The following is a 24,361-nucleotide window of genomic DNA, read 5'->3' as shown; positions in this document are numbered from 1 at the left end:
GTAAAAGCATTGCCATACATGAAATACTGTCTTTTTATTGCTGTTTGTTTTTTTAACTCGCTTTTGTATTCTCAAGCCAAAAAGAATACGGATAGCTTGACCTATTATAACAAGCTGGCCAATTCTAATCTGAACAATAAAAAGTATAATCAGGCTATTTTTTACACAGAAAAGTCAATTAATTTTTGTGAAGAAAATGGCAAAAAAGAAAATCTTGCCAATCAGACTTTTAAGCTTGGAAAAATTTACTACAATCAGGGAAAATTTGAAGATGCGTTAAAAAATTTCCATAAAACAGTTTCTTTATTTGATACCATAAAACCTAGCTGTACAAAAGTTTTAGCTCTACATTATATTGGTTTCGCCAATACTGCCAAAGGCGATTATAAAACAGCTGCTGAATATTATACAAAAGCTACAGATCTACTAAAAGAACTGAATATCAATGACAATGCCGAGGTTTTAAATTACCAGAAAGCTTTGGCATTTAAGACCAATAACGATCTTAAATCGGCAGCAAAAACTCTTGAGGCTATCGTTAAAAAGCTAGACAATAATGCCAATATAAAAACCAAAGTAGATGCGTACTATCAGCTTGGCTTAATTGAAAGCCAGCTTAAAAGAAATGATTTGGCTATAATATATTTCAACAAAGCCTTAGATTATAACGCTAAAATCAATGATCTTCCGAAAAAAGCGAAAATAGTTTTAGCGATAAGCCAATATTACAAACAGAATAAAAATTATGATTTGGCGTATTCTTATCTAGAGGAACACTATCAGCTGGAAAATTATCTTTTAAAACTAAAAAATGCCAAAATTGATTTGGACGAATATGAAAAGTTCAAAAAAAATCAATCTTTAAACAATACCATCAAAAAAGAAAGCGAAGAAAAATTTCAGCTTAAAACCTATCGCTATTCTAAGTTAGTGAGCATCTTGGCAATTGCTTTGATTTCGATTTTATCTCTATTGAGTTTAGCTTTGTACAAAAACAATATCATACGAAATCAGAACAATTTACTGCTTCGCGAGAAAAACAAAGAATTGATTTTAGCCAAAAATAAAGCAGAAAAAGCATCAAAAGCCAGATCTGAGTTTTTGTCTACAGTAAGCCACGAACTCCGGACACCGTTGAATGCCATTAACGGAATTACGCATATACTTCTTGAAGACAAGCCAAAGAAAAGACAATTAAAATACTTAGAATCTTTAAAGTTCTCTGGCCACTATTTGACCACTTTTATCAATGAAATTTTAGAAATTAATAAAATTGATTCAACTAAAGCTGAAGTTGAAAATATCAGCTTTAACTTGAAAGAATTGCTTTTCAATATCCAAAGTTCGCTGAAAGAACTGGCGACAGCAAACAAAAACTACTTCAACTTAGAAATAGACAAAGCGATTCCTGATAATTTAATTGGAGACCCTACAAAACTATCTCAGATTATACTTAACTTAATCAACAATGCTTTAAAATTTACCCAAAACGGACATGTAAATGTAATTGCTAAATTATATTCGCAAGAAGATGATAATGCAACAGTCTATTTCGAAATTGTTGATACTGGGATTGGAATTCCTGAAGACAAGCTTCAATCTGTCTTTGAAAGCTTTTCTCAAGGTTCTATAGAAGTAAACAGAAAATACGGAGGAACAGGTCTTGGCCTTACTATCGTAAAAAAATTAATAGAACTTTTAGGAGGTGAGATAAAACTAAAAAGTGAAGTGGGCAAAGGCTCTACATTTACCTTCAAATTAAATTTCAAAATTAACAACGAACCATTGGAAGTAATCGAAGAAGTAAAACCTTATAACGATAAACAATTGAAAAACAAATCTATTTTATTGATTGAGGACAACAAAATCAATCAGATGATCACTCGTAAAATGCTCGAAAACAAAAACATTACCTGTGAAATTGTTGACAATGGAGAAGATGCTGTCGAGCTTTTAAAAATTAAGCGTTTTGATATGATTTTAATGGATGTCCATCTTCCAGGCATTAACGGAACCACAGCAACCAAATTGATTCGTGAGTTTGACAAAACGACTCCAATTATAGCTTTAACTGCAATTTCGCTTGACGAAAACCGCGATATGCTTCTTTCTTTTGGAATGGATGATGTAATTACAAAACCTTTTGTCCCAGACGATTTCTATAGCACTATTGCTAAGTTTTTCAACTAATTCTCTGAGATTCTGAATGCTTTTTGATATACTCTAAAATTGCAGCATCAAAATCTTGCTGATGATTTATAAATGAGCTTTTTATTGGTAAGTAATACAACTGATCAACAAGCTCTGAATCTTTCAAACGCACATAATCTTTCTCGGTTGTGATTATTTTTCTTCCGCTTGCTTTGATTTGAATTGATCCTAAATCTGCGTCAGAAAAATGATGGTGATCTGGAAAAGTGAGACATTCGTCATTCTCATTTTTTAAATAATCAAAAAATGGTTTTGGTTTTGCGATTCCTGCCAGCAGCAATTTTGATTCTGATTTAATTTCGCTGACGGCAATTTTTTCATTTTTACTATAAATGACCATATCATAATCTATAAAAGTAAAAAAGACTTGCTGACTGCTTTTCAACTTCAACTTTAATCTAATCTCAGCTTGCTCTTCTTTACTTAAAATTTTAGGGCATTTTGTAACAACCACTATACTGGCTCTTTCTGCTCCACTTCTACTCTCTCTCAAATTTCCAGTTGGAAGCATAAAATCATCTGAGTATAAATCTCCATAAGAAGTCAGCAGAATATAAAAACCAGCCTTTACTTTTCTATGCTGATAGGCGTCGTCCAACAAAATAATTTCAGGTTTTTCATCTTGCGAAAGCAATTGCTGAATTCCGTTTGTACGATTAGCATCAACAGCCACCATTACATTTGAAAATTTTTGATGAAACTGAAAAGGTTCATCACCCAGAATTTCAGCATTCGAATTTTCGTCAGCCAAAACAAAACCTTCCGATTTTCTTTTATAGCCACGGCTCAAAGTTGCAACTTTATATTTATCCGACAATAATCGAATTAAGTATTCGATCTGTGGTGTTTTTCCAGTTCCACCAACGCTCAAATTTCCAACAGCAATAATAGGAAGATCAAAAGAAGTCGATTTTAAAACCCCTTTATCAAAAAGGAAATTACGGATTGAAGTGATGAACCCGTATAAAATGGCAAATGGAAAAAGTAATTTTCGAAGTAAGTTCATAGAGTTATTTATCTGAATAATGACCCATTGCAGAGATTACAAACACAGTAACTATATCTTCTTGTACTCTGTATATCAATCTATCTTTTTGATTAATTCTTCTTGGCCAAAATCCTGAATATTCATATTTTAAAGGTTCAGGGTTTCCAAAACCCTCATAAGGATTTTCAGTAAGATCGATTAAAATTTTAGCAATGTTTTTAATAGAGATTTTATTACCTGATTTTTTATGTTTTTCAATGTCTTGAGCCGCTACTTTGGTTACTTCAACCCTAAACTTCCCCATATATCGTCTGGATTTAGTGTTGTGGTTTCTCCTTTTTTAATATTCTCTTCCGCTTTTTTTACTTTCTCAACAAATTCAGCACTATAAATACTTGGCTCTTCATTTACCTGTCCATAACTATCAGTTTCGACAATTTCAATACCATCAAGACCTTTAAAAAAAGCTTCGAACATTTCCATAAATGCTTTGCCTGTCTTTGTGTGTTCGTTAATTTTTATAGTTGTCATGACTTATAAATTTTATACTACAAATGTACTAAATTTGTACTTTTAGTGTAAATTATTTATATCATTAGTAGAAATAGTTTACACTCATAAAAATTTGAAAAACTCAAAATGAAAATCAAAAATATTATATCGGTTCTCGAAGAAATGACCCCTTTGGCTTATGCTGAAGATTTTGACAATGTCGGTCTTTTAGTGGGAGATTCCGAAACTGAATGCACGGGCGTTTTAGTCTGTCACGATGCGCTAGAAAATGTAATTGATGAAGCTGTTGCCAAAAACTGTAATCTTGTGGTTTGTTTTCATCCGATTCTATTTTCTGGAATTAAAAAAATTACGGGCAAAAATTATGTAGAACGTGCCATTTTAAAAGCGATCAAAAATGATATTGCCATTTTTGCCGTTCACACCGCTCTTGACAATCATTCGCAAGGAGTAAATAAAATTTTCTGCGATGCTTTAGGATTGACAAATACTAAAATATTAGTTCCAAAAAATAATTTCATTCAAAAACTAGTCACTTATACCGTTCCAGAAAATGCAGATAAGGTTAGAAATGCAATGTTTGAAGCCGGGGCAGGAACAATTGGCAATTACGACAACTGCAGTTTTAATACGCGAGGTTTTTTTACCTTTCAAGGAAACGAAGAAAGCAATCCTGTAATTGGAGAAAAAGGAAAATTGCACACAGGAGAAGAAATTAAAATTGAAGTTATTTTTGAAAAACATATGCAATCCCGCATTTTAAAAGCACTTTTTGCCAATCATATTTACGAAGAAGTAGCTTATGAAATTTATAATCTCGAAAATTCACACCAAAATATTGGTTTGGGAATGGTTGGAGAATTTGAAAATGAAATGGACGAGAAAGACTTTCTTCATTTTGTTAAAGATAAAATGATTGCCGACGGAATTCGTCATTCTACTTTTTTAGGCAAAAAAATCAAAAAAGTTGCTGTTTTAGGGGGTTCGGGAAGTTTTGCCATAAGAAATGCTATTCAAGCCGGAGCCGATGCTTTTCTAACTGCCGATTTGAAATATCACCAATTTTATGAAGCCGAAAACCAGTTGCTTTTAGCAGATATTGGTCATTTTGAGAGCGAACGCTATACAAAAAATTATATTGTTGATTATCTTCGAAAAAAAATTCTTAATTTTGCAATCATTTTATCGGAAGAAAATACAAATCCAGTTAAGTACTTATAAAATATGACGAATACGAAAGAATTAAGTGTTGAGGACAAGTTAAGAGCAATATACGATTTACAGCTTATTGACTCTAGAATTGACGAAATCAGAAACGTTAGAGGAGAACTTCCTTTAGAGGTTGAAGATTTAGAAGATGAAGTTGCAGGTTTGAGCACTCGTTCAGAGAAACTGAAAGGTGAACTTGAAGTGATTGAGGAGCAAATCAAAGCAAAGAAAATTGCTATTGAGGAGCATAAAGAGGTTATTAAAAAGTACACTAAACAACAAGAATCAGTACGTAACAACAGAGAATTTAATTCTTTGACAAAAGAAGTTGAATTTCAAGAATTAGAAATTCAATTGGCCGAAAAGCAAATCAAAGAAATGAAAGCTTCTATCGAGCACAAAAAAGAAGTTATTTCTAACTTAAAAGAAAAACTTGATGCTAAGAGCTCTCATTTAAAACATAAAAAATCTGAATTAGATGCCATCATGGCTGAAACTCAGAAAGAAGAAGCTTTCTTAACAGAGAAATCTGCTGAGTTTGCTGCACAAATCGAAGACAGATTATTAGCAGCTTATAACAGAATCAGAAGCAGTGTTCGTAACGGATTGGCTGTAGTTTCTATCGAAAGAGGAGCTTCTGCTGGATCTTTCTTTACAATTCCACCTCAAACTCAGGTTGAAATTGCTTCAAGAAAGAAAATCATCACTGATGAGCACTCTGGAAGAATCTTAGTTGATACGCAATTAGCTGAAGAAGAAAAAGAAAAAATGGAACAATTGTTCGCAAAATTCTAAATATCAGGTCCCGATTTAATCGGGACTTTTTTTGTCTTTTTTTTGCCACCAATTTCACGAATTTCCACTAATTATTTTTTTGTCTATAATAATGAGAATAAAAAATTCGTGTTAATTCGTGTAATTCGTGGCAGACCTTTTTTTACCTTTAGAAAAAATTTAAGTTTTGGGAATTAAAAAGGGAATTCGTTTTATCACATTAAAATCAGTTGGATCTTATATTAACTTTTTGAGTTATGTGCGTCCGCAAAAGGCTATGGAACTTTCTTATGCTCTTTTTAGCCAGCCTCGAATTGGACGATTAAAAAAAGAAGAGCTTCCAAAAGTTTTGAGAAATACTGAAACTGAAATATTTCATCATAACGAACATCATTTTCAAACTTATGTTTGGAAAGGAAATGAAACTAAGATTCTTTTAGTCCACGGTTGGGAAAGCAATGCTGCACGTTGGAAAAAAACTTTGCCACATCTACAAAAATCAGGAAGTACAATAATTGCCATTGATGCTCCTGCACACGGACAAAGTAGTGGAAAAGAATTTAACGTTCCGCTTTATGCTGAGTTCATTAATAAAGCTGTAGAAAAATATCAGCCAGAAATTATTATTGGACATTCTATTGGTGGCGCGGCTTGCGTTTACCATCAATATTTGTTTCCTAATACAAGCATTAACAAAATGGTTATTCTTGGTGCTCCTTCAGATTTAAAAACTTTGATCGACAATTATATTTCAATGCTTAGTTTGAATAGAAGAATGCTGCCGCTTCTGGAAAGCAAATTCATAAATCGATTCAATTTTAAGCTCGAAGATTTTTCGGGACAAAAATTCGCATCAGAAATTACTATTCCTGGTTTCATTGCTCATGATACTTCAGACAAAATTGTTGCTTTCGCAGAAGGAAAAAAAATAGCGCAAGGTTGGAAAAATAGTCAATTTATTGAAACCAGTGGTTTAGGTCACGGTATGCATGATGATGAATTGTATGATAAAGTGATTGAGTTTTTGTTTGAAGGTACAAAGTAACAGAGTCACAAAGTGACTGAGGTTTTTCTAATATTTTGATCTTCTTACTTTTGACTTTTGACAAATTAAACAACGATCTTAAAATACTTCAACAGCTCTTTTTCTCCTTTGCTGGTGACTGTAATCGCGCGTGAGTTTTTATTTTTTCTCAACCAGTCTTCGGCAATCATTTTATTTAATAATAATGCTCCTATGGAGCCAGCAATATGATTTCTTCGTTCGCTCCAATCTAAACATGGTTTTAAGAAAATTCGTTTTTGTTTCTGAGCTTCTTCTAAATTAATTCCAAAATCAGAAAACCATTTTTCCCCTTCTGAACTTATTTCAAAAGAGTTATTCTTATCTACAATTATTTTTTGTTCCAATAAACTATCCGTCAACGCAACACCAATTTTTCCAGCTAAATGATCATAGCAAGTTCGGCAGAATTTTATTGGCGGATAATTTTCTGTTTTACTTTTTGAAAAAACTTTTGGTTTCGGAACTAAACTTGCCATCGCTTCAAGTGCATATGCGACTTCTTTATTTGAAAATCGGTAATATTTATGACGGCCTTGTTTTTCTACACAAAGCAAATCGGCATCAAGAAGTTTTCCTAAATGCATGCTTATGTTTTGTGGCGAAGTATTGGCAGAAACCGCTAATTCTGTAGCTGTAAAAGCTCTTCCGTCAAGCAAAGTCCACAAAATTGAGGCGCGTGTTGGATCGCCAATTAAAGAGGCCATTTTTATAAATTGATCTTCCATTTAGGTATTCATAGTTAAGTGCAGAATGAAGTATCGCCTTGTAAAGTTAAATAACTTTGCTAAAAACATTCCAAATGACTTCGACTTTATTCCTTCAATCTGATATCCAAAACCCTTATTTGACTTATAAGACCATGTTGCAAAACAATCCCGTTTATTGGGATGAAACAAATAAAATCTGGGCAATATATTCTTATGAAGATTGTGTTTCTATTTTGAAAAATCCTAAAGCAGAGATTCCAGCAGTAAATCCAAACAACGAACAAAAACTGAATAAACATGCTCTAGAAATTCTAACCAATTTAACCCGATTGTCAAACGGAATACAGCATGAAATTTCAAAAGAAATTGCAATATTGCTGTTTTCAAAAATGAAATCTGTCGATATTAATTCTATTATTTCTCAATTAATAAAAGATGATTTGACTGAATATAAAATGGATTGGGTAAATTCGGTTTGTAAAAAATTGCCGGTTTTGGTTGTTTTGAAAAGCTTTGGTTTTGATGAAAAAGATTGTGAGTTTATTGCAAACCAAATAGGATCTTTGGTTAAAATAATGCTTCCGCAGAAAACAGAAGAACAAGTAAAATCTATCAATGAAATTTCAGAACAAATCTTTTCAATCGTAGAAAAACAGCTTTTTCAATTAAACTTTTACGAGTCTTTACCATCAAAATTTTCGGGAACAAATTCGTTTTCGTTTGACGAAATCAAAACAATAAGCATTAGCAATTTAATTGGATTATTTATTCAGAGTTTTGATGCTGGAAGAGGAATTTTGAGTAATTCGCTTTTGCACATTCTAAAAAATAAAACTTTTTCCAGTAAAACAGAAATAGAAAAATCGGTTATCGAAACTTTACGCTTTGATCCGTCCATTCATAATACAAGACGAATTGCAACCGAAGACATTTCTATTGGCGAAAGCCTAATTAGAAAAAATGATTCAATTTTAGTTGTGCTTGCATCGGCAAATCGAGATCCGAAGAAATTTGAAAATGAATCAAAATTTGATATTGAAAGAAATACTAATGCTAAAAATCTAACTTTCGGAATTGGCGGCCATATGTGTCTCGCCAAACATTTCTCAATTCATTTGGCGACTGAAGCTTTATGGTTTCTATTTAATAAATTTAAAACCGCTACAATTTTAGAAAATAATATTCAACACGAACCCATGATCAACGCCAGATTGCCCAAAACAATCTGGATTTCATTACAATAAAAAAATAAAAATATGATAGCTGTAATTTTTGAAGTGATTCCTAATGAAGGAAAAAAAGAAGAATATCTGGATATCGCCGCGAATCTGCGTCCGGAATTAGATAATATTGAAGGATTTATTTCGATAGAACGATTTCAAAGTTTTTCCGATCCTTCAAAAGTTTTGTCTTTGTCTTTTTGGCGAGATGAAGAAAGTATTCAGCAATGGCGAAATATTGAAATGCATCGTGCCGCACAAGTAAAAGGCAGAAATGAAGTCTTTAAAGACTATCATTTAAGAATTGCAACTGTAATTCGCGATTATGGAATGTTTGAAAGAAAAGAAACTCCAGAGGATAGTTCCATTTTTCATGATTCGTAAAAAAGATGCTGAGATTCTAAGTTGCTATCCTGATAGCTATCGGGACTAAGTTTTTTTTCTGAAATCTAAAATTCTAAGAAGTCTAAACTTTTAGCTACTTTTGCAGTATGGAAGAAAATTTAAAACGTCTTAATAAATTTATTGCCGAAACGGGCTTTTGTTCTCGTCGTGAAGCTGATAAATTAATTGAAGAAGGACGCGTTACAATAAATGGTACTGTACCGGAAATGGGAACGAAAGTTTCGCCAGAGGATGAAGTGCGCGTAGATGGAAAATTAATCGTTGAGAAAAACGAAAAAATGATTTATTTGGCGTTCAATAAACCTGTCGGAATTGAATGCACAACCAATCTTGAAGTAAAAAACAATATTGTTGATTATATTAATTATCCAAAAAGAATTTTCCCTATTGGAAGATTGGATAAAGCCAGTGAAGGTTTGATTTTTATGACCAATGACGGTGATATTGTAAACAAGATTCTTCGCGCGAGAAATAATCACGAAAAAGAATATACGGTTACAGTAAACAAACCGATTACTGAACGTTTTATTCAGAGAATGGGAAATGGCGTTCCGATTTTAGATACGGTTACTAAAAAGTGTAAAGTCGAGCAAATCAGCAAATATACTTTTAAGATTATTTTGACTCAGGGATTAAACCGCCAAATTAGAAGAATGTCTGAATATTTGGGTTACGAGGTTACTGCTCTTAAACGTATTAGAATTATCAATATTTCATTGGATGTCCCTGTAGGAAGATATAGAGAGCTAACTGATGACGAAATCAAAGAATTAAATCAGTTAATTGAACCTTCTAGCAAAACCGAAGAAGCCAGTTTTCCTAAAGTTGAAAGTTTGGCTTCAAGTGCAACTCCAACTAGAAGAAAAGCATTTATTTCAAAACATGATCCTCGATTTAAAAAAAGAGGGGATAATAAATAAAAAGAAATCCCACTCGTTTAAAATGAATGGGATTTTTTCATTACTTCTTTTCTTTATCTAAAAACTCGTAATACAACGCCTTAGACAAAAAGTTTGCATTCTGATAATTCAAAATCAATTCTTCTCTTACAGCTTCTGTATATTGCCCATCTAAATTATTCTTTTGCAAATATTCGCGACGAGCGTCATCGTTGAAATTCAAACCACTTAAAAAAACAGGTTCCACTCCTTTGTTTACAGAGATATTGTAATTTGTAATAAGACTTCCCCAATTGATATAACTGCACAAAAGAATTGTTCCGTAGAAATACCAAACCATCTGATTGAAAAGATACGCATTAGTTTTTTGTTTTCTGATTTTCTGAAATGAAACCACCAATCCGATAATAGCCAGAATTAAAAAAGCGTATACTCCTAGCCTTTTATATGTAAGTCCGTAAAAAGAAACGTATTCTGTATTCTTAATCATAGCACTTACAATTAAAACCGCATTCAAAACAAGCCAGATTTTTGCAAGATTTTTTAAAGTTTTGGCTTTTTTATCAAAATTGAATCCGCCTTTAAAGTAAAACAAGATTACTCCAACTGCCATAAGAATTGAAAAAATTACAGCATTTACACGTTCGTGTGTATCTGCACTTAAATTTGTTTTTTCTACTGCTTCAAAAAACTGTTCATAGTTATAAGTTCCAATAAAAACCAAAAGCATGATATTTAGGAAAAACAATGTAATTTCTCCACTTTTCCTTTCGAAGTCCAAATCAAGAAATGAAAATGTGTTTTGGTTTGTAACTTCAGAAACATTTGTGAAATCATTATTCAATTTTGGATTGAATTCATAACAAGCATCTGGAACCCAATAATTCCAAAAACTGAAAGAGATATAAAACCCTAAAATACACATTGCAATTAATTGCGGCAGATTGATATCTAATTCATAGTCCGTAAATAGTGAAGAGAAATGATCACTTCCGAAAGAGTAAACGATAAAAAACAATCCAAGAAAAATGATTGGAATAACAACAAAAGCCACTAATTTTTTAGCAAAATCGTTATGAATTTTTCTTTCTGGAAGCCATTGCTTAAAAATAAAAATGCGTCCTAGTGATGTCATCCCATTTAAAATTATCAATGGAAAGATTTGTATGATTTTGAGCTCGTCATCCTGTGTTTTAAACTGTAAAAATAGAATTGACAATGCTAAAGCAAAAAAGGATGCCGCATCTCCATACCAAGCAAAGGCAAAACAAGACAAAATAGAAGTCATTACCAAAACAAGGTGTGATCTGTCTACAAGCTTTTCCTGAAAGAAATAACTAATTAGAAGCTTCAGCAAAACGCCAAAAATAGAAATATTGATACCGACAGATTCATTGTAAAAAAGCAGTATGAAAACCGCTGTACATGCGAAGATAATTTGATGTTTTTTCATGATTTTAGTTTTTAAAAGTACTTTGCGATTCAAAGTTTTTAGATAAAAAATTTTAGTTTCTAAGATTTCATTAGTTTTTCGAGGTAAGAAAGGTGCTCTTTGAACGCCGCGCGGCCAAGCGGTGTTACCTGATAAGATGTCTTTGGCTTTTTGCCCACAAATTCTTTCTTAATCTCAATATATTCAGATTTCTCCAATGCAGAAGAATGACTCGCTAAATTACCATCGGTGATATTCAAAAGCGTTTTCATCTCGGTAAAATCTACCCAGTCATTGACCATCAGAACGGACATTATACCCAGTCTGACACGGCTTTCGAAATCTTTATTTAGTTTGTCAATAATTCCCATTCAATTATTTATATTTTTTGAACATTACCAATCCGTATAAGATATGAAGAATTCCGAATCCAAGAATCCAGAAAATCAATCCATAACCAATATAGAAAAGAGCAATTAATCCTAAACAAAGTTCGCAGAAACCTAAATATTTTACATCAGAAAAAGTATATTTTTCTGCATTAATAAGTGCCAAACCATAAAACAGCAAAGTAGATGGCGCAACCAATCCGAAGTATCCGTGATACATCAAAGCCAGGCAGAAAACCCCTCCTGCAAAAAGTGGAACCGTTAAATTGAACAGCATTTTCTTCGTTGCAGATGTCCAAATCGGCAGATTGTATTTTCGGCTTTTTCTAATGGTGAAAAAGATTCCGAATGCAAATGCGCAAACTAAAATTCCAATTCCGATCCAGAATAATTCTGAAACTAAATTGGCAGAATACAATCTATGCTCGTCGGTTAAATAATCCATTCCATTTGCTTTGAACAACTGGTATACATAGATTCCACCAATTAAAGCCGAAAGACCTGCGAAAACTCCTGAAAGTCCGCTTAATGATATAAATCTTGAAGAGCGCTCCATCATGGAACGAATATGTGCTAAATCTTCTTGGTGCTTTTGATTCATAATTAAAGTACTTTGCACTACAAAGTTATTATTTATTTTGAATTGGCAAGTAAAAAATGTGAAAAAATAATTGTTTTATATCTTAATTTATCTTCTGCTCCTTTAAATGTATAATCCCTACGGGATATTTTATACGGGTTTTAATAATTTTGGGCTACCGATATTTAACTCCTAGCGGAGTTATCTCGAATAGATTAAATATTGGTTTAGAAATTAATTTAACTTTTGCTTTTCTATCTGCCAAAGCTACCGATATTTAACTTCTAGCAGAGTTATCTCGAATAGATTTAAATATTGGCTTGGAAATTAATTTAACTTTTGCTTTTCTGTCTGCCAAAGCCACCGATATTTAACTCCTAGCAGAGTTATCTCGGAGAGATTAAATTTTGGTAGAAGAAATAATTTACCTACCGGTTTTTGTCCCGTAGGGACTAAATTTTTTAAAAGATATTCAATAAGATCTAACAGGTTTTGAAAACCTGTTAGATCTCTTCCTGATCGTACGATGGATAGAAGCTGTGCGCCGCCGCGGCTTAAATTATAAAACGAAAAAACCCATTCTTAACGAATAGGCTTTGTATTATTTTTAAGTTTTAGAACCATCTTCTGCGTTTGAACAAAAAGACTCCAAAAGTGGATAGAATTATCGAAATTAAAAGTAAAATCCAAATGCCATATTTGCTTTCTTCTAATCCGTTTGGGACGTTCATTCCATACAAACTGGCAATGAGAGTTGGAATCATAAGAATGATTGAAATTGACGTCATTTGCTTCATGATATTGTTCATGTTGTTGGAAATTACCGAGGCGTAAGCATCCATCATTCCGGTTAGGATGTTATTATAAATATTGGCTGTGTCTTGCGCCTGATTCAACTCGATTTCGACATCTTCTAACAATTCCGGATCGTAACTAGCTTTGTGTGCTTTCAGATTTTTGATTCTTTGGAATAAAACGTCATTTGCTTTTAGAGAAGTAATGAAGAATACAAAACATTTTTCGATTTGAAGCAGAGCTTGCAATTCTTCGTTTTTGATTGATTTCTCTAAATTATCTTCTGCAAGTTTTATTTTCTGATTGATTTGTTTTAGGTATTTCAAATACCAAACGCTTGATGACAAAAGCAATCTTAAAACTAAATTGAAGTTATCTTCTATTTCGATGTTTTTGCGCTGTGAATAAGCCACAAAGTCTTTTATGATTTCTGTTTTATAAAAACTGATAGTAACGCAGATATCGTCTTTGAAAATGATTCCAAGCGGAACGGTGTGAAAAGGAATTTTGACATCTCCGCTTTTTATCGGAATACGCATAATGATCAGTGTCCAACCGTCTTCGATTTCTATACGAGGTCTTTCGTCAATATCCTCAATATCATTGTAAAAAGCTTCGGGAATTTGAAGTTCTTCTAATAAATAGTTTTTATCTGATTCTGTTGGAGATTCGATGTGAATCCAGCAATTTGAAGTCCATTTTTGGATTTCTACTAATCCGTTGTTGTTTGTGTAAAAGGCTTTCATTTCAAAATACAGGTTTTTAGCGCAGCATTTTGAAATTTCAAAAGCTGCTTAATTTAATACTAACGAATAATAATAATCGTCCATTTGGAGAAGTGTTATTTTTTAAAGTGCTGCAAAAGTATCCTTTATTTTTAAGAACCGAAATTTTAAACTATTAATTATATATTAAAAACAACAAAACCCGTTCGTTTGAACGGGTTTTGAATATTATTCGGGAAGAAATTATTGATTTCTTGCGCTTCTCATTTTTCTTGCTAAAAGCGTATTTTTAAGTAACATTGCAATTGTCATTGGTCCTACTCCACCTGGAACTGGTGTAATGAACGATGCTTTTTTGCTTACGCCGTCAAAATCAACGTCACCTTTAATAACGTATCCTTTTGGGTTTGAAGCGTCGTCTACGCGAGTAATTCCAACGTCAATAACGGTTACTCCTTCTTTTACCATATCTGCTTTTAAAAATTCTGGAACTCCTAAAGCTGTAATGATAATATCTGCGTTTTTAGTGAATTCTGCCAAGTCTTTAGTACGACTGTGCGTTAATGTAACTGTAGAATCACCAGGATTTCCTTTACGGCTCATCAAAATACTCATCGGACGTCCTACGATGTGGCTTCTTCCAATTACAACTGTATGTTTTCCCGAAGTTTCTACTTTGTAACGCTCTAACAATTCCATAATCCCGAATGGTGTAGCCGGAATAAAGCTCTCCATTTCAAGCGCCATTCTTCCAAAGTTTGTTGGGTGGAATCCATCAACATCTTTATCTGGATCGATTGCTAATAAGATTTTTTGCTCGTCGATATGTTTTGGCAAAGGCAACTGAACAATATATCCGTCAAGATTATCATCTTCGTTTAATTCTTTAATTTTTGCTAAAAGTTCGTCTTCTGTAATGGTTTCTGGTAAAGCAACTAAAGTTGAATCAAAACCGATTTCTTGGCATGATTTTACTTTACTTCCTACGTAAGTTAAACTTGCTCCATTGTTTCCCACTAAAACTGCCGCTAAATGAGGCACTTTTCCTCCCGCTGCTTTTATAGATTGAACTTCGATTGCAATTTCGTTTTTAATGTCGTTAGATGTTTTTTTACCGTCTAGTAGCTGCATGTGTTGTGTTTATTTTGTTTCAAGTTTAAAGTTTCACGTTACTGGCGAAACTAATAGTTATGTAATTAAAAAAGTTTCAAGTTTTGGCCCCTTAATTTGAAACCTTAAACTTGAAACTTTTTCTTATTTTATCTCGGCATTCCTCCTGGCATACCACCCGGCATCCCTTTCATACCTCCCATCATTTTCATCAGATTTTTTCCGCCTGGCCCTTGCATCATCTTCATCATTTTGCTCATTTGGTCAAACTGCTTCATCAGCTGATTTACTTGCTCGACTTTAGTTCCCGAACCTTTTGCGATTCTGGCTTTTCTTTTCACATCGATAATCGCTGGCTTGCTTCTTTCAGCTGGAGTCATCGAATAAATAATCGCTTCGATATGTTTGAAGGCGTCATCTTCGATTTCAACATCTTTCATGGCTTTTGAAGCTCCTGGTATCATTCCAACCAAGTCTTTCATGTTACCCATTTTCTTCACTTGCTGAATCTGCGTTAAGAAATCATCAAAACCAAATTCGTTTTTAGCGATTTTCTTTTGAAGTTTTCTTGCTTCTTCTTCGTCAAATTGTTCTTGAGCTCTTTCAACAAGAGATACAACGTCTCCCATTCCTAAGATACGCTCAGCCATACGATCTGGGTAGAAAATGTCAATTGCTTCCATTTTCTCTCCTGTACCTACAAACTTGATTGGTTTGTTTACAACCGATTTGATTGAAAGTGCCGCTCCACCTCGAGTATCACCATCTAATTTCGTTAAGATAACTCCATCAAAATTCAAGATATCGTTGAAAGCTTTTGCTGTATTTACAGCGTCTTGTCCTGTCATAGAATCGACAACGAACAATGTTTCTTGAGGCTGAATTGCTTTGTGTACGCGAGCAATTTCGTCCATCATTTCCTGATCTACCGCTAAACGACCTGCTGTATCGACGATAACAACATTAAATCCGTTTGCTTTAGCATGTTTAATTGCATTTTGAGCAATTTCTACAGGATTTTTATTCTCTGGTTCTGAGTAAACCTCAACACCTATTTGATCTCCCACAACATGCAACTGATTGATCGCCGCAGGACGGTAGATATCACACGCTACAAGAAGTGGCTTCTTGTTTTTCTTTGTTTTTAAGAAATTAGCTAATTTTCCTGAGAAAGTAGTTTTACCAGAACCTTGAAGTCCTGACATTAAAATAACAGTTGGATTTCCTGATAAGTTTACACCAGCAACATCTCCACCCATCAATTCTGTCAACTCATCTTTTACCAGTTTTACTAATAATTGTCCTGGCTGTAATGTTGTCAATACATCTTGACCAATTGCTTTATCTTTTACTCTTGCTGTAAAATCTTTAGCAATTTTAAAGTTAACATCGGCATCAAGTAATGCACGACGAACTTCTTTTAAGGTATCAGCAACGTTTACTTCTGTAATTTTACCGTGCCCTTTTAATATATGGAACGCTTTATCTAACTTATCACTTAAATTATCAAACATATCATTTTCTTTATATGAAGTGCAAAGATAATCTAATTAGATATTTCAGGCAATTTTTATTTATACGCAATTTTTTGCCACAAAGGCTCAAAGGCTCAAAGTTTTTGTTTCTCGCAGATTTAAAAAGATTTTAGCAGATTTTAAAAAATCTTTTCAATCCTTTTAATCTGTGGCTATAAATATAAAAGACGCAAAGAATAAAACCTTTGCGCCTTTGTGCCTTTGCGGCTATATCTTTTTAGAATTGGAAGTAAATAAACGGTTGCGAACCTGCTACCGCAGTTGCGTATACAATCCAATAAACAAATCCTAAGATTATAGCTTTTACTAATAATGGCGTTTTGTCGAAAACAGATTTCATTCCGTTTGTGAAAGTTTCTGGCAAGAAATGCCAAACATAACCAAACAGCATTAATCCGAAAACATTTTTATATCCAAGAACAATTGTTTTCCAAAGTTCTGGTTCGAAAGTCAATTGTCCGATATTATTAATTACTTGTAATGCTGTTTCAAAATCTCTTGCTCTGAAGAAAATCCAACAGAAAACTACAAAATGAAATGTAATTACGATTGAGAAAAATCTCCATAAGAAATTCGGGCTTTTATCTTTTTTAGAAGGAAAGAATTCCATGAAAATTTTATGAACCGCTAAAGCTAATCCGTGAAGTGCTCCCCAAACAATAAACTGCGCTCCCGCTCCGTGCCACAATCCTCCTAAAAGCATTGTAGTAAACAAGTTGAAATTGGTTACTAAAGTCTGTTTTATTTTGCTTGACAGTAAAAACGACAAAGCGAAAATCAAAATACTGATTCCTGCAATGACAAGTGGAATTACACTTTCATTATAACAAGACATTCCCCAAAGCAATAATCCGAAGAAGAATAAACTTGGAAATAAATATCCTGCAAAAGATCCATTACGATTTCCTCCAATAGAAATATATAAAAAGTCTTTTAACCAAGTCGAAAGCGAAATATGCCATCTTCTCCAGAAATCGGTAATCGAAGTTGATTTATACGGTGTTCTAAAGTTGACTGGCAATTTAAATCCAAGCAATAATGCAATACCAATTGCCATATCTGAATATCCTGAGAAATCGCAGTAAATCTGAATCGCATATCCATACGATGCCATTAAGTTTTCGAAAGAAGTATAACTCATTGGCGTATCAAAAACACGATCAACAAAGTTTACCGATATGTAATTTGATATTACCGTTTTCTTGATTAAACCTCCAATAATCAAAAATAAAGCATTGTTTACATCTTGTTTTGTCAAATTTAATTTTTGATAAATCTGTGGAAGAAAATCTTTTGCGCGCACAATTGGCCCGGCAACTAACTGCGGAAAAAACGAAACGAAAAATAAATATTCGATGTAGTTTTTTGTAGGTTTGATTTCTTCTCTATAAATCTCAATAATATAACTCATCGATTGGAACGTATAAAACGAAATTCCAACAGGAAGAAAAACATTATGCAGTTCAAAATTACCATGAAACATATCGTTGTATGTCACAATCAAAAAGTTCATATATTTGAAATAGCCCAAAAGCGCCAAATTCAGAATAACACTTATCACCAAGTAAAATTTCTTAACGCTGTCTCTGCTTTCTCTGTAAATAATTTGGCTCAAACCATAATCTACAACCGATGAAAGCAATAAAAGAAGGAAGTAAATTCCACTTGATTTATAGTAAAAGAATAATGAGAAGAGGATAACATACGTTAATCTCAAATAAAATGTTTTGCGTAAAAAACCATACACAAAATAGAAAACCAGAAATAAACCTAAGAATAAACCGGTATTGAATAAAAGTTTTTCGTCTTCATTATAAACGAACCAACTTTTAACTTGTTCTATTGTAATTGCACCAAAATTTTGAATGAACCAATTATTAATGCTCTCTATTGTCGTCAACTTACTTCTTTAATTTAAAATTATCGTATGATCTTAAAATCGCTTGAGTAAACAAATCTCCTTGTTTCTCGTATCCTTTTTTTGAATAATGAACCCAATCTGGCCCAATTAATCCTTGCACTTTTAATTGTCTGATTCCGCTCATGCCTCCAAATTCGTCGTACAAATCCCAAACCGCAAGACCATCTTTCTGAGCTATATCTATAATTTGTCTCGCATAATTATCAATATAAGTATTGGGCTTTCTTCTTAGCAATGATGGCGGAGGTGTCATTACAATTATCGGTGCATCTATTTTTTGTGCTCTGATATTATTAATAAATTCTCGTAATTCTTTAATATAATTTTCCGAATCCAGATGATCATAGCTTTCATTTGTTCCCAGTGAAAAAACCAGCAGATCGGGATGCAACGATTTCAATTGTTCAAAGAATAATGGATATTTATTGTAATCTGAATATTTAGCTCCGTTTACTCCAATTCCGCTATAAATAATCCCTGGTGCATCTTTTTCCAAAACGATTCCGTTTAACTCATAATCCTTTGCTTCTTTGTTCGGAATCAAGAATATTCGGCTTAAAGCATTTTCCGAGTTGTAATAATGCGAAAAAGAATCTGATTCGATTGCTAACGGAACAAACTCTGACATTGAAATGGTCTTTGCTCTTGTTTCGTTGGTTGCAATTTTTAATGTTCTTCCTGCACGAATATTATTCCCTTTTAAACGATTGTCTCTTTTAATTTCAGCAATTGAAACATTGTATTTGTCTGCAATGGTCCCAAGTACTTCGCCTTTTTTAATCTTATGGGTAATAACTCTTCGCTCGGTTGTCTGAATAGAATTGATTTTAGACGAAATTGCCAAATCGAACATATTCTGATTCTGGGGCGTAATAATTTTTATTGTATTGAATTTATACGCTGGATCTTTAACATTCATTTCCAGAACAAATCCGCCGGAATCTCTCCAAAGTCCAATTCCGCTTATTCCAATCGGGCATTGTTTAAATGGGTGAATATTTCTATAGCTTTCCCAAGTTCTGTTAGATCGAAAACGTTCGTTATAAGATCCGTTTGTTTTGGCCAATTGATATGGAAATACTAAACCACGCCCAGCATTACCAAACCTCTGCTGCAATTTTTTTCTGATTTCATTGGTCATCAAATCGCCTTGAATATGCGAATCGCCAATATGCACAATATTGATTTTTTGATTCTTCTGATCTTCGTTTTTTTCTAGTTTTTCAAAAAAATCGCTTATCACTTTTGCGTTATAAATCTGGCCATCAGAAGGAGCATCAATTGCTGCTGTATCCACTTTTTGAATCATACTTTTGGGTGTTGGCTGTACGTCTGTTTTAGGAGTTTTATCATTTGTTGTAAAAAAAAGACAACAAAAGAAAACCATAAGTTTATTTATCATACACTATCTTTTGTTACTGAAATAGAATCGGGTCTGGCTCTTTTTACTGGTTTTGGCTTAGTCCCTTCAGCATCTCTTTTTTGTCTGAGTACTTTATATTCTTCGTATCCTTTATTCAATTGTCCGTAAAGCAAATTACCAATTGCTTTTGCGCCACGCTGGTTAAAGTGCGTATAATCTTTATTTGCTTTTGCCGGAGTTTCGTCAACCCACTTTATCATAGAGCCGTCTCCACCCATCAAAGTATATAAGTTTACAAACCCTGCATGAGTTTCTAAAGCATAATGTTTTTGTGCTTTCATTAAAGGAACTACCGCTGAATCGGTTTTCATCTCCAAATCATATTTTGTCGATTTATCAGCAGTTGAAACGATTAAAATTGAAACACCGGGGAAAGATTCTTTAATTTTATTAACGGTCTTTGTCATTCCTCTTTCATACCAAGAATAATTTTTGGTTCCGTAATTTAAAACGTTGGTTCCGTAATGAAGGATAACCAAATCATATTTCAAACTATTGTTAAAAGCTCTCATTACATCGGCATTAAACATCGAAATCGGAAGTCCTGAATTTCCTCTCTGAGAGAAATTATCTACGTGAACTCCGCTTCCGTTATCAAAATTAAATCCGTAAATCGGAATTGAATCTGCTTGAATAAAGTTTGCCTTGAAAGCTTTTAGACTTCCTGATGAAACTTTTAATGTGTTTACTAAACTATTTGGAGAAAGGCTTTTCTTGATTGTATCTTTTCCGATAATGAAATTCACTTTTCCTGTTTTAGACGAACGTCCATAAAATAATGTTGCATTATCCAAAGAAGTACAATACTTGTTCAATCCTGCTTCGTACTGAACCCAAGTCGGATTAGATTTATCATTTGCAAAAAACACATGTCCGTTAACTCCGAAAGGGCTTGTAGGCCTTTTTACATTTAAATAAGACTGTGTTTTCCAGTTTTTAGAATAACTTGATTTTACAGAACCTCTCGAAGCGGCAGATTCTGAAGTAATAGGAACAAAACCAACACCATTTCCTCCAAAACGTTCCTGATAATTGGCACGAACGTCCTGAACGATCAAATCGCCATCGGTCATAGAATCTCCGTAATAAGCAATTCGAACATGGTTCTGAGGATTTTTCTCTAGCTGATACAATTTCTCATAAAAAGAAATCAGGTATTGATATCCTTTATAATTTTCGAATGTTTCAGCAGGAAATTCAATTCCTTCGGTTTCATCAAAAACAATTTTCTGCTGGTTCAGTTCTTTTTCACTTTCAGCTATACTGTCTTTGTCTAGAGAAAGAGAATCTTCAGCAACAGATTCTAAAAGCAGACTGTCTATTAATATATTTTTAGAATCTAACTTACTCTCAGAAAATATCTTGTCTGGAAGGATTTGTTTGAATCCAATAAAAGCAACCAATGCCAAAGCAACAATCGCAAAAGACTGAAAAAAATAAGATTTTGTGTTCACTTAATAATTATAAAAAATATGAAGAACTGCATTCAAAAATTAAACCAATTCAATAATGTTTAATCTACGGCAGAAAAAATTTGTGCAAAGATAGAATAACATTTTGTTTCTATTTCATTTTAACAAGAAAGTAGAGCAAAAAAAAGAGGTTAGAAAATTCTAACCTCCTTATCAAAAAAAAATAAAAAAAACAAAGCTAATGATTGACTAGATTTTTGATGTTTTTAAAAGTACCCTATATAAAATAATCTATTCGAGATTATTAGTTTTTATTAGAATGTAGTAGTGCTGTTTGCCTGGTAAGCGAAATTAAAAGTGTAGTATGGCGACTCAGAAGTTAATGTTGGACTTGCAGGCGCATCTTTATAATAACTTAATATTTCAAACTTTGCATATTTACCATCGTGTGTTTTTACTACAAATACTTTTCCTGCAATAGGAGAAATAATATGAGTTTCTGCATTATAAGAATACCAACCTTTTCCGCTTCCTGTCGGAATTGAATAAACTGTTGATGCATCTTGAGCAAAAGTACTAGCCGCAGGAAATGTAGTAATACTAGCAAATGTTCCAGATACAATACTTACTGCGCCAGACCCTGTTCTTTCTGGTTCATCTGTAAGACCAATTTTAGCTCCTCCATTTACAATGATTGTAGTCCCACGGAAAGCAATATCCCAGCTATTATCTGTTACCAACTTATTTTGAGAAAAACTAAATTTTGCAAATGCGCCACCTGCTGGTTGTCCCTGCCCGCCTGTCTGCGGCGCAGCAATATTAGAAACTTTTGTAGTTACTACTGGTACTACTTCATTTTTATCGTCATCGCTACTACAAGATGCTGTAAAAATAAATAATGCTAAAAGCGAAAGCTGTAAGAATTTTGTTTTCATTTTGAAAAGGTGTTAAATAAATATTGATTAAAAATTATATTGAATTCGTGCAAAAAACTGTCGACCTGCCAAATTGCTAATTTGGCTAGGATCTGTAAAATCAAATAAATTATTAGCTCCCGCTTGAAGCATAAATTTATCTCCGATATATTTTGAAATTGATAAGTTTGTCAAAAAGTAACCATCTACAAATGTGTCATATTTGTCCAGTATCTGATTACCATTGGTGTCAAACATCCCATATTTGCTTCTGTAAAAAACGCGTAAGTTGATGTCGGTCTTAATTTTAGGAATAGTGTAAGCAAACTTAACATTGGCCGTATGTTTTGACCTGTTAAACAATCCAAAATAATCAGATTTTTTAATTTGAATAGTTTGTAAATCTGAGTTACGGATATATTGGTAATCTTCGAAATTATCCAGAACCGATTTGTCTTTTGCTGTTAAAAACTGATAACCAAATGATACTGATAATTGTTTTGTAAAATCATACGTTGAATTAAACTCTAAACCGTAGGTGAAAATTTTACTGATATTAAAATAACTGAAGACATTCTGACCATTATTTTTTTGAGCAACAACACGAGTATCAATTAAATTCTCTATTGAATTATAGAAAGCATTGACGTCCAATCTTAATTTATTTTTCTTATAAAAAGTTCCAAAATTGACATTAATTGAGCTTTCTGGCTTCAACGGCTCACCAAAACTTACCCCGTCAACTCTTGACAAAAGCTGTCCTTGTTCTTCAAGTTGATCTAAGCGATCTTCAGCAACGTTGTATCCTAAAACCGTATATCCAACTGATGGATTTGTAAAGTCAAAATACAATTGGCGAAAATCTGGCGCTTTATATCCATAGCCTACGGAAGACTTAAGAGAAAAGTTTTCATTAACCTTATAGTTGACTGCTAGTTTCGGGCTAAACTGTGAAGCATATTCACTATGATTATCATATCTAAATCCAGCAAGAACATTCCATTTTTCTGTCGGATTGTAATCGTATTGAATATAAACATATTGCGAATTAAAATTGACTTGTTTCTCAAAATAAGTCCTGTCTAGCGTCTCATAATTTAATCCAACTCCACCAGTTAGTTTATCATTTTTCAGAGAAATTGTTGTTCGAAGTTCTGGTCGAATTAACCATTGATTGTAATAGGCACTTTCAAAAACGATATTATTCTGGTCTTTTAAAAATGAATCATTTTGATAGTTTGTAGCATAAAATTCATATTCAGAATATACTTTCGAACTCCATTTATGTTCAAATTTTAATTGCGAATTCCATTCTTTCTCTTTGGCGTCCCCCTTATAGTTTTCAGAATCTATAATTGCTCTATTATCCATTTTCATATCATAAAAACGGTTATTCACAATTAATTTTAGATTCTCCGAAAAGTCGTAATATATCTTAGGCTGAATAGTAAAATTGTAAAATGGTTCTAGATTCTTTAACGGTGTACTTTTATCTAAATCATAACCTTCTGTAGAATAAAAATTAGCAAAAAGATTAGCTGAGAATTTCTTCTTTTTCCACAGCAAATTTGTATTGGCATCACTGGTGTTAAAAGTTGCATATCGATAAGAAAGACTACCTGTAAACATATCTTTTTTTGGTCTTTTTGTAATTACATTTATCACTCCTCCCATTGCTTCAGAACCATATAATGCAGAAGAAGCGCCTTTAACAATTTCGATTCTTTCTATATTCCCTACTGAAACCCTTGATAAATCTAAAACACCAGAACTTCTCCCTACTAATGGTACACCGTCAATTAAAATCATGGTATAAGCGGCATCCAATCCCTGCATTTGAATTCCTTCAAAACCACTTTCGTCTGGAATTAAAATAATACCGGTCTGTTCGCTTAAAATTTCATTTAATCTTGTAACGCCTGACTTCATGATAGCTTCAGATGTAATAATTGTCATTGGTAAAGGCAATGACGAAAGCACTCTTTCCGTTCTAGTTGCAGTAGTAACTTTAACTTCTGATAATTCATTTGTTTCGACACTATCTTTTTGAACCTCTTGAGAAACAGAAATTTGACAAAAAAGCACAACAGTAAAAAGAGTTATTTTAAAATTCATTATTTTTATTCAGTCTTA

22 protein-coding genes are annotated in these 24,361 nt (G+C 33.1%); 7 read left to right on the top strand and 15 right to left on the bottom strand.

The features are described from left to right. The first annotated feature begins 18 nt into the window (after window positions 1-18). A complete protein-coding gene (locus GR162_RS14925) occupies window positions 19-2,190 on the top strand; it encodes an ATP-binding protein (protein ID WP_160782804.1) in 2,172 nt (723 codons plus the stop codon). Here GR162_RS14925 and lpxK read toward each other — a convergent pair. From lpxK to GR162_RS14910, 3 genes are read right to left on the bottom strand one after another with little or no spacing between them, the layout of a single operon-like run. Beyond that, the gene (lpxK, locus tag GR162_RS14920; RefSeq protein ID WP_160782803.1) at window positions 2,183-3,217 is read right to left on the bottom strand and encodes a tetraacyldisaccharide 4'-kinase; all 1,035 of its coding nucleotides are present in this window, start codon (window positions 3,215-3,217) and stop codon (window positions 2,183-2,185) included. The genes GR162_RS14925 and lpxK overlap by 8 nt on opposite strands. A gap of 4 nt (window positions 3,218-3,221) precedes the next feature. Next, window positions 3,222-3,503 (bottom strand): Txe/YoeB family addiction module toxin, encoded by a 282-nt coding sequence (locus GR162_RS14915; RefSeq protein ID WP_160782802.1) that lies wholly within the window; start codon window positions 3,501-3,503, stop codon window positions 3,222-3,224. Next, window positions 3,479-3,730 carry a DUF2683 family protein gene (locus GR162_RS14910; protein ID WP_160782801.1) on the bottom strand — a complete coding sequence of 84 codons (252 nt, stop codon included), beginning with the start codon at window positions 3,728-3,730 and terminating at the stop codon, window positions 3,479-3,481. Before GR162_RS14910 ends, GR162_RS14915 begins: the two co-directional genes overlap by 25 nt. 108 nt (window positions 3,731-3,838) lie before the next feature. On the opposite strand from GR162_RS14910, the gene GR162_RS14905 reads away from it, so the two are divergent. From GR162_RS14905 to GR162_RS14895, 3 genes are all read left to right on the top strand, one after another. Beyond that, the gene (locus GR162_RS14905; protein WP_160782800.1) at window positions 3,839-4,933 is read left to right on the top strand and encodes a Nif3-like dinuclear metal center hexameric protein; all 1,095 of its coding nucleotides are present in this window, start codon (window positions 3,839-3,841) and stop codon (window positions 4,931-4,933) included. 3 nt (window positions 4,934-4,936) lie between these two features. Next, window positions 4,937-5,716 carry a zinc ribbon domain-containing protein gene (locus tag GR162_RS14900; RefSeq protein WP_160782799.1) on the top strand — a complete coding sequence of 260 codons (780 nt, stop codon included), beginning with the start codon at window positions 4,937-4,939 and terminating at the stop codon, window positions 5,714-5,716. Between the two features lie 166 nt (window positions 5,717-5,882). Continuing rightward, window positions 5,883-6,740, top strand: coding sequence for an alpha/beta fold hydrolase (locus GR162_RS14895; protein ID WP_160782798.1), 858 nt, complete (start codon window positions 5,883-5,885; stop codon window positions 6,738-6,740). A gap of 65 nt (window positions 6,741-6,805) precedes the next feature. Here GR162_RS14895 and GR162_RS14890 read toward each other — a convergent pair whose 3' ends face one another. After that, the gene (locus tag GR162_RS14890; RefSeq protein WP_160782797.1) at window positions 6,806-7,486 is read right to left on the bottom strand and encodes a helix-turn-helix transcriptional regulator; all 681 of its coding nucleotides are present in this window, start codon (window positions 7,484-7,486) and stop codon (window positions 6,806-6,808) included. 74 nt (window positions 7,487-7,560) lie between these two features. Here GR162_RS14890 and GR162_RS14885 point away from each other — a divergent pair, with 74 nt between their 5' ends. The 3 genes from GR162_RS14885 to rluF all read left to right on the top strand — a co-directional run bounded on the left by GR162_RS14885 (window position 7,561) and on the right by rluF (window position 10,013). Further along, complete coding sequence (locus GR162_RS14885; RefSeq protein WP_160782796.1) at window positions 7,561-8,712, top strand: cytochrome P450; 1,152 nt, start codon at window positions 7,561-7,563, stop codon at window positions 8,710-8,712. A gap of 12 nt (window positions 8,713-8,724) precedes the next feature. After that, complete coding sequence (locus GR162_RS14880) at window positions 8,725-9,072, top strand: antibiotic biosynthesis monooxygenase (protein WP_160782795.1); 348 nt, start codon at window positions 8,725-8,727, stop codon at window positions 9,070-9,072. 107 nt (window positions 9,073-9,179) lie between these two features. Continuing rightward, window positions 9,180-10,013, top strand: coding sequence for a 23S rRNA pseudouridine(2604) synthase RluF (gene rluF, locus GR162_RS14875; RefSeq protein WP_160782794.1), 834 nt, complete (start codon window positions 9,180-9,182; stop codon window positions 10,011-10,013). Window positions 10,014-10,053: 40 nt separating this feature from the next. On the opposite strand, the gene GR162_RS14870 is transcribed toward rluF, so the two are convergent. From GR162_RS14870 to GR162_RS14820, 11 genes are all read right to left on the bottom strand, one after another. Further along, window positions 10,054-11,445 carry a DUF4173 domain-containing protein gene (locus tag GR162_RS14870; protein WP_160782793.1) on the bottom strand — a complete coding sequence of 464 codons (1,392 nt, stop codon included), beginning with the start codon at window positions 11,443-11,445 and terminating at the stop codon, window positions 10,054-10,056. A 59-nt stretch (window positions 11,446-11,504) separates the two neighbouring features. After that, window positions 11,505-11,795 (bottom strand): transcriptional regulator, encoded by a 291-nt coding sequence (locus GR162_RS14865; protein WP_008464519.1) that lies wholly within the window; start codon window positions 11,793-11,795, stop codon window positions 11,505-11,507. 4 nt (window positions 11,796-11,799) lie between these two features. After that, complete coding sequence (locus GR162_RS14860; RefSeq protein ID WP_066033633.1) at window positions 11,800-12,414, bottom strand: hypothetical protein; 615 nt, start codon at window positions 12,412-12,414, stop codon at window positions 11,800-11,802. Between the two features lie 593 nt (window positions 12,415-13,007). Next, entirely contained in the window at window positions 13,008-13,934 is a 927-nt protein-coding gene (locus GR162_RS14855; RefSeq protein WP_160782792.1) for a magnesium transporter CorA family protein, read from the bottom strand. Between the two features lie 222 nt (window positions 13,935-14,156). Beyond that, window positions 14,157-15,044: a bifunctional 5,10-methylenetetrahydrofolate dehydrogenase/5,10-methenyltetrahydrofolate cyclohydrolase gene (locus GR162_RS14850; RefSeq protein ID WP_119792934.1), complete on the bottom strand. Its 888-nt coding sequence runs from the start codon at window positions 15,042-15,044 to the stop codon at window positions 14,157-14,159. 128 nt (window positions 15,045-15,172) lie between these two features. Continuing rightward, window positions 15,173-16,537, bottom strand: coding sequence for a signal recognition particle protein (ffh, locus tag GR162_RS14845; RefSeq protein WP_066033631.1), 1,365 nt, complete (start codon window positions 16,535-16,537; stop codon window positions 15,173-15,175). A gap of 238 nt (window positions 16,538-16,775) precedes the next feature. Then, window positions 16,776-18,458 carry an MBOAT family protein gene (locus GR162_RS14840; protein ID WP_160782791.1) on the bottom strand — a complete coding sequence of 561 codons (1,683 nt, stop codon included), beginning with the start codon at window positions 18,456-18,458 and terminating at the stop codon, window positions 16,776-16,778. Between the two features lies 1 nt (window position 18,459). Beyond that, window positions 18,460-19,881: a GDSL-type esterase/lipase family protein gene (locus GR162_RS14835; RefSeq protein ID WP_160782790.1), complete on the bottom strand. Its 1,422-nt coding sequence runs from the start codon at window positions 19,879-19,881 to the stop codon at window positions 18,460-18,462. Then, window positions 19,878-21,356, bottom strand: coding sequence for an SGNH/GDSL hydrolase family protein (locus GR162_RS14830; protein WP_160782789.1), 1,479 nt, complete (start codon window positions 21,354-21,356; stop codon window positions 19,878-19,880). Before GR162_RS14830 ends, GR162_RS14835 begins: the two co-directional genes overlap by 4 nt. A gap of 272 nt (window positions 21,357-21,628) precedes the next feature. Further along, entirely contained in the window at window positions 21,629-22,249 is a 621-nt protein-coding gene (locus GR162_RS14825) for an HmuY family protein (RefSeq protein ID WP_160782788.1), read from the bottom strand. A gap of 27 nt (window positions 22,250-22,276) precedes the next feature. Further along, window positions 22,277-24,343, bottom strand: coding sequence for a TonB-dependent siderophore receptor (locus GR162_RS14820; protein ID WP_160782787.1), 2,067 nt, complete (start codon window positions 24,341-24,343; stop codon window positions 22,277-22,279). Window positions 24,344-24,361: the final 18 nt, after the last annotated feature.

This window comes from Flavobacterium sp. HBTb2-11-1, assembly GCF_009826975.1.
Classification (GTDB): domain Bacteria; phylum Bacteroidota; class Bacteroidia; order Flavobacteriales; family Flavobacteriaceae; genus Flavobacterium.
Note: the sequence above shows the minus strand (reverse complement) of the source record. Positions and strands in the feature narration are given on the sequence as shown.

What these genes read in the sequence shown, in the direction of transcription:
- GR162_RS14910 (WP_160782801.1), bottom strand. Translation starts at nt 3,730, where the DNA reads ATGACAACTATAAAAATTAACGAACACACAAAGACAGGCAAAGCATTT.
- GR162_RS14890 (WP_160782797.1), bottom strand. Translation starts at nt 7,486, where the DNA reads ATGGAAGATCAATTTATAAAAATGGCCTCTTTAATTGGCGATCCAACA.
- rluF (WP_160782794.1), top strand. Translation starts at nt 9,180, where the DNA reads ATGGAAGAAAATTTAAAACGTCTTAATAAATTTATTGCCGAAACGGGC.
- GR162_RS14860 (WP_066033633.1), bottom strand. Translation starts at nt 12,414, where the DNA reads ATGAATCAAAAGCACCAAGAAGATTTAGCACATATTCGTTCCATGATG.
- GR162_RS14850 (WP_119792934.1), bottom strand. Translation starts at nt 15,044, where the DNA reads ATGCAGCTACTAGACGGTAAAAAAACATCTAACGACATTAAAAACGAA.
- GR162_RS14885 (WP_160782796.1), top strand. Translation starts at nt 7,561, where the DNA reads ATGACTTCGACTTTATTCCTTCAATCTGATATCCAAAACCCTTATTTG.
- GR162_RS14855 (WP_160782792.1), bottom strand. Translation starts at nt 13,934, where the DNA reads ATGAAAGCCTTTTACACAAACAACAACGGATTAGTAGAAATCCAAAAA.
- GR162_RS14915 (WP_160782802.1), bottom strand. Translation starts at nt 3,503, where the DNA reads ATGGGGAAGTTTAGGGTTGAAGTAACCAAAGTAGCGGCTCAAGACATT.
- GR162_RS14905 (WP_160782800.1), top strand. Translation starts at nt 3,839, where the DNA reads ATGAAAATCAAAAATATTATATCGGTTCTCGAAGAAATGACCCCTTTG.
- GR162_RS14825 (WP_160782788.1), bottom strand. Translation starts at nt 22,249, where the DNA reads ATGAAAACAAAATTCTTACAGCTTTCGCTTTTAGCATTATTTATTTTT.
- GR162_RS14820 (WP_160782787.1), bottom strand. Translation starts at nt 24,343, where the DNA reads ATGAATTTTAAAATAACTCTTTTTACTGTTGTGCTTTTTTGTCAAATT.
- GR162_RS14835 (WP_160782790.1), bottom strand. Translation starts at nt 19,881, where the DNA reads ATGATAAATAAACTTATGGTTTTCTTTTGTTGTCTTTTTTTTACAACA.
- GR162_RS14925 (WP_160782804.1), top strand. Translation starts at nt 19, where the DNA reads ATGAAATACTGTCTTTTTATTGCTGTTTGTTTTTTTAACTCGCTTTTG.
- ffh (WP_066033631.1), bottom strand. Translation starts at nt 16,537, where the DNA reads ATGTTTGATAATTTAAGTGATAAGTTAGATAAAGCGTTCCATATATTA.
- lpxK (WP_160782803.1), bottom strand. Translation starts at nt 3,217, where the DNA reads ATGAACTTACTTCGAAAATTACTTTTTCCATTTGCCATTTTATACGGG.
- GR162_RS14880 (WP_160782795.1), top strand. Translation starts at nt 8,725, where the DNA reads ATGATAGCTGTAATTTTTGAAGTGATTCCTAATGAAGGAAAAAAAGAA.
- GR162_RS14870 (WP_160782793.1), bottom strand. Translation starts at nt 11,445, where the DNA reads ATGAAAAAACATCAAATTATCTTCGCATGTACAGCGGTTTTCATACTG.
- GR162_RS14865 (WP_008464519.1), bottom strand. Translation starts at nt 11,795, where the DNA reads ATGGGAATTATTGACAAACTAAATAAAGATTTCGAAAGCCGTGTCAGA.
- GR162_RS14900 (WP_160782799.1), top strand. Translation starts at nt 4,937, where the DNA reads ATGACGAATACGAAAGAATTAAGTGTTGAGGACAAGTTAAGAGCAATA.